The sequence below is a fragment of the Chryseobacterium sp. genome, from assembly GCF_022712095.1.
Lineage (GTDB): Bacteria > Bacteroidota > Bacteroidia > Flavobacteriales > Weeksellaceae > Chryseobacterium.
The window spans coordinates 1-9435 of sequence record NZ_JALAHD010000277.1 but is presented as its reverse complement, the minus strand read 5'-3'; the positions used below and the strand labels follow the sequence as shown (position 1 = coordinate 9435).

The following is a 9435-nucleotide window of genomic DNA, read 5'->3' as shown; positions in this document are numbered from 1 at the left end:
TATCTTATTTCAATGATCTCTTTTCTTTCGCGCCTACAAAACTACTCTTTCTGTCAGTTTCATTCCGTATTTGCGAGTGCAAAAGTAAAAATTTATTTCTTAATGACCAAATGTTTTTGAAGAAAATTTAAAGTTTTTTTTCATAACCCTAAAACCCCATTCACATATTAATCTCTTAAACTCCTGCGCTACTGTTTTTTGTTTTTCAGTGGGGCAAAGATATGTCTTTATACTCTATCAATCCAAACATTTTTAAACTTAATTTAACATATGATTCATATTAAGTTTTAACTTCCTGGTTTATAGCTGTATTTTTTTCACTTTACTTACATGAAACCCTTGCAATATCTGCAAGAGTTAGTTAAAAAGCTTGTTTTTGATAGATTACTGATAAGAATTCAGCATAGGATCTTTCTAAGCCAATGATATCACCAGATTTTAAATTGATTCCACCTTCACCATAGGTATTACTTTTTATCTTCATTGAAGAAATCTGAAAATATTGAGAAGCCTGGTTTGCTTTCATCTGTAATTTTATTGTAGAACCTAAAAGCTTTTTCGTAGAAATGGTATAAACTTCTTCCGGAGTTGCATTTAATTCTATATAACTTCTAGGAGAAAGAGAATAGTCTTTATTATTGATACTTATTTTTTGATTTTTATCGGAAGAAGCGAATAAATAAATCTGCAGAGTAGGTATTACTAATTTTTCCGGACTTATATAGTACAGATTCAATCTATAGTTGGACGGATTGAATTCAATATCTTTTCCATCAACAGTCTCAAACGGCTTCCAAGTAAATCCGTTCGCTCCTATTTCTTTTGCTTTCTTATATATCATAGAAAAAGTCGACGCATCATCTTTCGAAAAGCCCTGAACTTCCAGTTCTCCTAAATATAAAGCATCTTCTCTATTTTCTTCTATCTTGTAAAAAAATTTATCTTTATTATCATTTACTTTTTCTACTTTATTCAAGTATATATTCTGTGCAAAAAAGCTTTGTACAAAAAAAATACATGCAGCAATTATAATATTTCTCATATATGTTATTCTGATAGAATGTTTATGCACTCTTCCAAGCTATTCTCCCAATATTTTGGTATTATATTATAAGTATCTTCTATTTTATCCAGACACATAGTACTTCTTTTTGGTCTTTTCGCCGGAGTAGGATATTCTTCTGTTGTCAAAGGATTCAATTTTACTGTTGACTTTGAAAACTCAGCTATCTTTTCAGCAAATTCATACCATGTAGTTTCGGGATAATTAGAAAAATGGAAAATTCCGAATGTTTTTTGCGGCGTCTCAATAATTGACAATATAGCTTCCGCAAGGTCATTGGCATTAGTAGGCTGGCCAAATTGATCGGCAACAACTCCGAGCTGATCTTTTTGTGAAAATAAGTTCAGCATTGTTTTCACAAAATTTTTATTGTATTCCGAATACAGCCAAGAAGTCCTAAGTATAATTGTTTGGGGATTTATTTCCAAAGCTAATTCTTCTCCCTTTCTTTTTGACATTCCATACACTCCGATGGGATTTGTAAAGTCGTCTTCGGAATAGCACAGGTTAGTTTCTCCGTCAAAAACATAATCTGTGGAAACATGAATCAATATTGCCTTAAATTCCAGACAAGCCTGTGCAAGATAAGCGACTCCATCTGCATTTACTGCAAAAGCCTTTTCTTCTTCTTTCTCTGCCAGATCTACTGCGGTATATGCTGAAGCATTAATACAGAAATCGGGTTTATTTTCATAAAAGAAATCATTCACCTGATCTTCATTAGTAATATCCAATGTTCCTGAATCCGTAAAGAGAAATTCATAATTGTTTTCAAAATCGGGAGCTATCTTCCTGATGCAGTTTCCTAGTTGTCCGTTGCTGCCTATTACCAATATCTTTTTCATTATGAATTTTTAGCGTTTTGGGTTCTTAAAAATTTAGTTCTTGATTGGAAATCCTTTTGTATTAAATCTACATAAAATTTTTGGAATATTTCTTTTATATCTTCAGGGTGTATTTCAGATTTTCTTGTTTTAACATTAAAGTATATTACAGTTACCCATAACACAGCATGAATAGTTTTTTCATCTTGGCTTTTCATCAGGATTTCCACTTTAGCAGTTCTGTCCTGTACATCAATTGTTTTGCTGCTAATCACCACCTTAGTATTATATTTTACTTCTTTTAAATATGCGATTTCATTCTGTATGGCAATCCAGGTACAACCGGTTTTTTTAGTGTATTCTTCATAGGTAAATCCATAGAATGTTTCTACATGGTCTTCTCTGGCATTAAACATGTAATCCAAATATTTCACATTATTTAAATGTCCGATAGGGTCACAATCACTAAACCTAACCTTAACGGTTGTTGATACTTCTTTTTCCATTTGGCAAAAATAAAAAAACCGCCTCTTTTAGAGACGGTGAATTTTATAAATCTTTGTTAATTTACTCAGATTATTGAACTCCTAGTTCTTTTTTCACAGCTGCAGTAGCATCTGGACCTGCCTTGTAAACAAATGCAGAAGAATTAGCATCCATAATATAATCGTAACCGTTAGCTTTAGCAGCTTTAGTTACAGCATCATTCAATTTCTTTTCGATTGGCTCATAAGCAGCATCTTGTTTTGTCTGGAAGTCCTTTTGAGCTTTTTCCTGCATTTGAGCAATCTCTTCTTGCAATTTTTGTAATTCAGCTTCTCTAGCTTTGTTTTCGTCAGCAGTCTTTTTAGGAGCTTCTTCTGCATATTGCTTGTATTTAGCTTGTGCTGCATCTCCTTTCTTTTTGATCTCAGCTTGCTTAGTATCCAAGAAAGCTTTCAAATCAGTATCTGCTTTTTTCTTTTCAGGCATTGCATTAAGAACACCTATAACATCTAAAGTAGCAATTTTTTGAGCTTTTGCCATACCTACAGATACAACCATCATTACTGCTGCAAATAATACACTTAATTTTTTCATAATTGGTAAATAAATAATTTAATTTGTTTTTAGATTTTTAATTTCAGTAAAAGTTAATTTAAAGAATTACTTTTTACTTTTAGTATTAGCTTTTTCTTTTTTATCTGATCCTTTTAATAAAATATCCAGGACCTTATCTGTATAATCATATCTTTTTTGAAGAAAAATAACACTAATGTTATTGCTTTTATCAAGAACTATGCCCAATCCATTTTTTTCAGACATTGTTTTAATGGCATTCCATATCTGATCCTGAAAGGGCTGAACCAGATTAGTTCTCAACTGACTGATCTCTCCGGTTGCACCAAAACGCAAACTCGTAGTAGTCTTGATATTTTTCTCAAGATCTGTGACTTCTTTTTCTCTCAGTTTCAATTGATCTCCTACAAGCAAAACTTTTTCACTTTCAAAAGCTGATCTTTTTCTTTCATATTCAGACTGAAGTCCCTGAAGTTCATCCTGCCAGGTATCAATCTGTGCATTCAATCTGGATTCGGCCTCTTGGTATTCCGGCATTTTATTCAGAATATATTCTGTATCCACCACCCCAATCTTCTGTGCATTGCTAAGCCCAAAAAACAAAAATAATATAAATGCGAAAGTTATTTTAAAATTCTTCATATTACAAATTATAATGATTGGTTCATTAGGAAGTGTGTTTTCCAACCTGCAGGTTCTGTTCCTCCAATTACCTTATCAAATCCATAAGCAAAGTCAAATCCAATCAATCCGAATGCTCCCATATATACTCTTACTCCAATACCTGCTGATCTTTTCAACTGGAATGGATTGTATGAACTCCAAGAGTTCCAAACATTTCCTCCTTCCACAAAAGTCAGAGCATAAATTTTAGCTGTTTGGTTCAATGAAATCGGATATCTTAGTTCAAGGGTAAATCTATTATAGATTGTTCCCCCTCCTTGTGGTGTAATATCTCCCTGACTTGTATCACCTCCATACGTAGATGCATTTTCATATCCTCTTAAAGGAATTAATTCTCTACCGTCATAACGCCCTCCGAATAATCCGGTACCTCCTACATAGAATCTTTCAAAAGGCGGAGCTCCCAGTTTTTTATTATACCCATCCATGAATCCCATTTCTGCAGAAGATCTTAAAACTAATTTCCCGGCAATTTCATTATAAACATCTGCTTTAAATTTAATCTTATAGAATTCCATCCATTTATACTTTTCTGTAGGTGTCATTGTAGAATAATCTTTATTACTGAACAATGAATATGGAGGGGTTAATTTTGCAGAAAGCTCGATATTTGAACCCATTGTCGGGAATATAGGGTCTAACCCTGCAGAATTTCTACTTAATCCTAAGTTTAAACTAAAGTTATTTGCTGTTCCGTAATATTCAGTAGTTCCACCAAAATCAAAGGGGTAATTTTTGAAATCATATTTCTGATACTGTAGCCCCGTATATAAAGAGAAATAATCATCGGGCCATCTTAATAGTCGGTTGAGTCCGACAGATGCAGAGAAAATATTCAATTTCTGAGCACTACCATAAGAGTCGGTATATTTTACTCTGGAATTATTTAAACTAACAGAAAGAGCTGTTGGTTTTGTTCCAAACAACCAAGGTTCAGTAAATGAAACTCCATAGTTTTGAAAATACTGACCTGCCTGAGCCTGAATGGAGAATGTTTGTCCATCTCCCTGAGGAACAGGTCTAAAATCTTTAAATTTAAGAAAGTTCTTTAATGAAAAATTGTTAAATGTCAATCCTAAAGTTCCGATGAAACTATTTCCTCCATAACCGGCTTGTAGCTGAACCTGAGAAGATCCTTTTTCTACCAGCTTCCAATTGATATCTACAGTATTATCCTGCTGATTAGGCTGAATATCCTGTCCTACCTGTTGTGGATCAAAGAAAGACATTCCAGCCAGATCAAAGTATGTTCTTTTGATATCACTTTTAGCAAAAAGATTTCCCGGCTTTGTTCTTAAAGCTCTAAGAATAACATGGTCATGGGTAGTCGTATTTCCCTGCCATGTTACTTTATTCCATGTAGCCTGCTCTCCTTCATTAATTCTGATTTCCAGATTTACGGAATCACCGGATACGGATTTCTCCACAGGAGTAACATTTGAAAAAAGGTATCCGTTATTCATATATACGGATTTGATATCTGAATCATCTTCTTTTCCACCGTCTTCTCCTACTTTTTTATTAAATCCTACTGCATCGTAAATATCTCCTTTTTTATATCCTAAAAGTCTTTGAAGATATTCAGTAGAATAGACTGTATTTCCAGTAAATGTTACATCACCAATGTAATACTTCTTACCTTCGTTCAGTTTTACATTGATTTCATAATTATTTTTCTTATTTCTCCAAACAGAGTCTGAAACTATGGAAGCATCTCTATATCCAAGGGAGTTATAGTAGCTGATAAGGCTTTGTTTGTCTTCCTGATATTTTTCCTCAATAAATTTGGAAGATTTTAAAATTCCTCCAATTCCAAATCTCTTCTGTTTGGTTTCTTTAAAGGCTTTTTTTCTAAGCTTTGCATCGGAAACGTTCTGGTTCCCTTCAAATTCGATATGATCAATCTTGATTCTTTTGCCTTTATCTATATTGATTGTCCAGTCCACTAAAGCCGGATCATTGGCATTTACTCTATCCTCGATTGTAATCTTGGTATCAGCAAATCCTTTTTTGATATAATCTTTAGGGACATTGGTTTTAAGGCTCGAAACCAAATTCTGAGTAATCTTAGTTCCCGGCTTTAAATTATTATCTTTTGCCAGTTTTTCGTTTTTAGACTTACTGATTCCTTTCCCTGTAAATTTCACTTCTCCCAATTCTTTCAGGTCCTGAAGATAAAATCTCAATACTACAGTCTGCCCTTCAACACTCTGAACATATACTTCTACTTCAGAAAAGGATTGTGTATCCCAAAGTTTTTTAATAGCGTTACTGATTTTTTGCCCCGGTATATCTACATTTTCTCCCTTGGATAATCCTGTAAACCGTAAAATCTGTGCAGGCGTGTACTTTTTCACCCCATCCACAACAATGTCCTTAAGTGTGTAGGACCCCGTCTGGTTATCTGCATGAACAGGATTATTATTTACTGCAGTACTATCCTGCGGAGTTACCTGTCCATAAAAATGTGCAGAAGCAACAAACATAATGATGGGTAATAGTCTAAACTTCATTTTATCGTAGTCTTTCTTTTCTTAAAATTTTACTGGATTTTTACCTGTTCTCCTGTTAATCCATATCTTCTTTCTTTGTTTTGGTAATCCACAATACATTGAAAGAAAATATCTTTGGTGAAATCAGGCCATAGAACATCTAAAAATTGCAGCTCTGCATACGCGATCTGCCAAAGGAGAAAATTGCTTATTCTTATTTCACCACTGGTTCTAATAAGTAAGTCTATTGGAGGAAAATCTTTTGTATAAAGGTAACTTTCAAATAATTTTTCATCAATATTTTCTACATCAACATTTCCTTCTTTTACATCAGAACTAATATTTTTTACAGCATTTAGTATTTCCTTCTGTGAACCATAGCTAATGGCTAATACCAAATTACCTTTTGTGTTTTCTTTTGTTAAATTTATTACCTGAAGCAGCTGCTCCCTCACTAATGAAGGCAGTTTTTCCAAGTCCCCTATCACATGCATTCTTAATCCTTTACTGAATATTTCCTCAGCTTCCAATAACAGAGTTTCTGTCAATAGATTCATCAGGGTATCCACTTCTTCTGCCGGTCTGTTCCAGTTTTCCGAAGAGAACGTATACAATGTTAAATAGGGAATATTAATTTCATTACATGCATTAATCGCATTTCTTACAGCATTAATGGCATTTTTATGTCCAAATGTTCTTTTTTCTCCTCGAGATTTTGCCCATCTTCCGTTACCATCCATAATAATAGCAACATGCTGTGGCAAGTTCTGGGGATCTATTTTATCTTTAATCAATGACATACTACTAATCACAATAACATGGAGGTCTTCCGAAAGAATATGTAAGTCCTAAACTTACTGTATTTATCCAATCTTTAGATCTTGTATCTCCAATATTTCTTTCTTTTAAAAATTCAGCTTCTCTCTCTTTAGAAACTACATAATATGCCCCCGTCTGAAGTAAAGAGCCACCTGTAGCCGGACTTAAGATATCGGCATTGTAAGTAGCTTTCACATCTTTAGCAACTACTTTACTATAATCCAACTGGTCTGTTAATGTATATCTGAATGTAGCTTCAGCAAAAATTGCCCAGTTATGATTGAATTTATATTTCAATCCTACTCCGAAAGGAATCTGCATAGTTGTTTTCGTTCCTGTAGTATAGATCGGAGTTGTGGTGAAGTCTAACTCATTGATCGGAGCTTGTGCCACACCATCTGCATCCCGTCTGAAGTCATTTACCATAGTAGCCTTAGGCGCATCAAACATCAATGCACCAATTCCACCAAATATGTAAGGACTTAACATACTCACTTGTTCATTATTAACCGGAAAGAAATTATATTCAAACATTAAGCTTGCCTCGTATACATTGTTCTTTCCATATAAATTCCTATTTCTTCTATATTCTTCTTTAGCTACCTTGTCATTAAACTGAATCTGATTATACCCAAGATCCAATCTTACGGTTTGATGAGGGTTAAAATTAAATCTATATAATATACCTCCATAAAAAGGAATTCCCCAATCTGAAACTCTGTCTAAATCCAATGGCTTTTGTAAAATATAATTGGTTCTTCCTATATCACCTACCAAGTTACTCATACCGAGTCGAATTCCCAATTCATTTCTTTGTGCTTTAACACTTGCCACTGTTCCAAGGAGGGCAAGGAAGCTAATCAATAATTTTTTATTCATAAAAGAACATGGATTTATGGTTATTTTAAAATTTAATTTTTGCAAATATAAAACATTTTTATATTAATGATATTCTTAATGCTTAGTTAAAAATAAACAAAAAAACATAATTTGTTATAAAGTAAACGGCAAAGTAAGGATTTTATTCTTTTTTTAATAGATTTGAAAGAGACAATACAGAAAAAACCCCCATTAAATGGAGGTTTTAGTCTTATTTTTTGTTAAGAATCGTTTGAATCTTATTTCGCACTCTGATTAACAATGGTTCTTTATAATTTTTATCTTCATCAAAATAACCATATCCGTAGCCATAACCATATCCGTAACCGTAGCCATAACCATATCCCTGTCTTGTATTATAATCATTATATACAAGTCCTAGATCTCTGATCTCTTTATTGTGGTATTTCTCCGTCACCATCTTCAGCATATACTTTTCCGTATACTCATGGCGAACCACATAAATATTGGCATCAGAATATTTCATCAGCTCGTATGAATCTGCCACCAGACCTACAGGCGGAGAGTCTATGATAATGAAATCATATTTCTGTTTGAGTTCTTCAAGAAATTTAATGTTTCTTTCGCTCATTAAGAGTTCGGATGGGTTTGGTGGGATAGGTCCTGAAGTTGCTACGTCCAGATTAGGGATTTTAGTTTTATTGATAATCTGGTCTATAGAAACCTCTCCCGTAAGGTAATTGGAAATCCCATATTTATTATCAATCTTAAAGTCACCAAATATTTTAGGTTTTCTTAAGTCCATTCCTAATAAAATAGTTCTCTTATCACTTAAACCTAAAACGGAAGCCAAGTTAATAGAAACATAGGTTTTACCTTCTCCCCCAATTGAGGATGTGACAAGTATGACCTTACTTTTACCGTTCTCTTCAGATAAAAATCTTACATTAGCCCTTACCCCTCTAAATGCTTCGGATACAGAAGATTTGGGTTGTTCCAAAACGGTTAGCATATTATCATTATTGTTATTACCAATAACTCCGAGCAAAGGAATTTTAGTAGCATTCAATAATTCTTTAATATTCCTTATTTTATTATCCAGAAGTTCACCTACAAGAATAAACAGTAAAGGTAGAAACAGTAGTCCTCCCATTATACTCAGCTTAGTACCTTTTACATTAGGCCCTATTGGAGGCTGTCCCACATTCTTAGCCGGGTCAATAACTGTAACATCAGACTGATTAGTTGCCATTCTCATCTGAGTTTCATTCTGTCTGCTAAGTAAACTGTTATAAGTAGCCTCAATCATATTATATCCCCTTTCTGCATCCAGATATTTCCTTTGCTTCTCCGGATAAGAAGACAAGCTTGCATTTGTGTCCGCCACCTGCTGATTTATTTTTTCGATTTCATTATAATATAGCATATAATAATTTCTCAATAAATTTGAGGAACCTGTTTTAGCATCACTAATTAGCCTATTGATCTCGATCATTGGCTCAGAATTGGGTTTATAAATAGAAGCGAGCTCTCTTTTTTTAAGGTATAATGATTTCAATTCTGAAACAGAAGCTGAAAAAGCACCATCTTCAAAACCTGCAGCATTGGTACTAATCATATTTTCAAAATTTCTGGACTCCAAGCTATTTTTTAT

At 33.6% G+C, this 9435-nt stretch carries 9 protein-coding genes; all 9 read right to left on the bottom strand.

Features of this window, described 5'->3' with window-relative positions; all coding sequences use genetic code 11:
- Positions 1-361: 361 nt before the first annotated feature.
- Positions 362-1042 carry a hypothetical protein gene (locus Q0A18_RS14105; RefSeq protein WP_292010796.1) on the bottom strand — a complete coding sequence of 227 codons (681 nt, stop codon included), beginning with the start codon at positions 1040-1042 and terminating at the stop codon, positions 362-364.
- Positions 1043-1047: 5 nt separating this feature from the next.
- Positions 1048-1908 carry a dTDP-4-dehydrorhamnose reductase gene (gene rfbD, locus Q0A18_RS14100; protein WP_292010795.1) on the bottom strand — a complete coding sequence of 287 codons (861 nt, stop codon included), beginning with the start codon at positions 1906-1908 and terminating at the stop codon, positions 1048-1050.
- Entirely contained in the window at positions 1908-2393 is a 486-nt protein-coding gene (locus Q0A18_RS14095; RefSeq protein ID WP_292010794.1) for an acyl-CoA thioesterase, read from the bottom strand. Before Q0A18_RS14095 ends, rfbD begins: the two co-directional genes overlap by 1 nt.
- A 70-nt stretch (positions 2394-2463) precedes the next feature.
- A complete protein-coding gene (locus Q0A18_RS14090) occupies positions 2464-2967 on the bottom strand; it encodes an OmpH family outer membrane protein (RefSeq protein WP_292010793.1) in 504 nt (167 codons plus the stop codon).
- Positions 2968-3033: 66 nt separating this feature from the next.
- Positions 3034-3588, bottom strand: coding sequence for an OmpH family outer membrane protein (locus tag Q0A18_RS14085; protein WP_292010792.1), 555 nt, complete (start codon positions 3586-3588; stop codon positions 3034-3036).
- 8 nt (positions 3589-3596) lie between these two features.
- Complete coding sequence (bamA, locus tag Q0A18_RS14080) at positions 3597-6143, bottom strand: outer membrane protein assembly factor BamA (protein ID WP_292010791.1); 2547 nt, start codon at positions 6141-6143, stop codon at positions 3597-3599.
- 29 nt (positions 6144-6172) lie between these two features.
- A complete protein-coding gene (locus tag Q0A18_RS14075; protein ID WP_292010790.1) occupies positions 6173-6922 on the bottom strand; it encodes an isoprenyl transferase in 750 nt (249 codons plus the stop codon).
- A 4-nt stretch (positions 6923-6926) separates the two neighbouring features.
- The gene (locus Q0A18_RS14070) at positions 6927-7820 is read right to left on the bottom strand and encodes a DUF6089 family protein (RefSeq protein ID WP_292010789.1); all 894 of its coding nucleotides are present in this window, start codon (positions 7818-7820) and stop codon (positions 6927-6929) included.
- Between the two features lie 211 nt (positions 7821-8031).
- On the bottom strand, positions 8032-9435 hold a 1404-nt coding region (locus Q0A18_RS14065; protein ID WP_292010788.1), incomplete at its 5' end, for a polysaccharide biosynthesis tyrosine autokinase.

Coding starts and splice junctions, on each gene's coding strand:
- Q0A18_RS14105 (WP_292010796.1), bottom strand. CDS start 1,042: ATGAGAAATATTATAATTGCTGCATGTATTTTTTTTGTACAAAGCTTT.
- rfbD (WP_292010795.1), bottom strand. CDS start 1,908: ATGAAAAAGATATTGGTAATAGGCAGCAACGGACAACTAGGAAACTGC.
- Q0A18_RS14095 (WP_292010794.1), bottom strand. CDS start 2,393: ATGGAAAAAGAAGTATCAACAACCGTTAAGGTTAGGTTTAGTGATTGT.
- Q0A18_RS14090 (WP_292010793.1), bottom strand. CDS start 2,967: ATGAAAAAATTAAGTGTATTATTTGCAGCAGTAATGATGGTTGTATCT.
- Q0A18_RS14085 (WP_292010792.1), bottom strand. CDS start 3,588: ATGAAGAATTTTAAAATAACTTTCGCATTTATATTATTTTTGTTTTTT.
- bamA (WP_292010791.1), bottom strand. CDS start 6,143: ATGAAGTTTAGACTATTACCCATCATTATGTTTGTTGCTTCTGCACAT.
- Q0A18_RS14075 (WP_292010790.1), bottom strand. CDS start 6,922: ATGTCATTGATTAAAGATAAAATAGATCCCCAGAACTTGCCACAGCAT.
- Q0A18_RS14070 (WP_292010789.1), bottom strand. CDS start 7,820: ATGAATAAAAAATTATTGATTAGCTTCCTTGCCCTCCTTGGAACAGTG.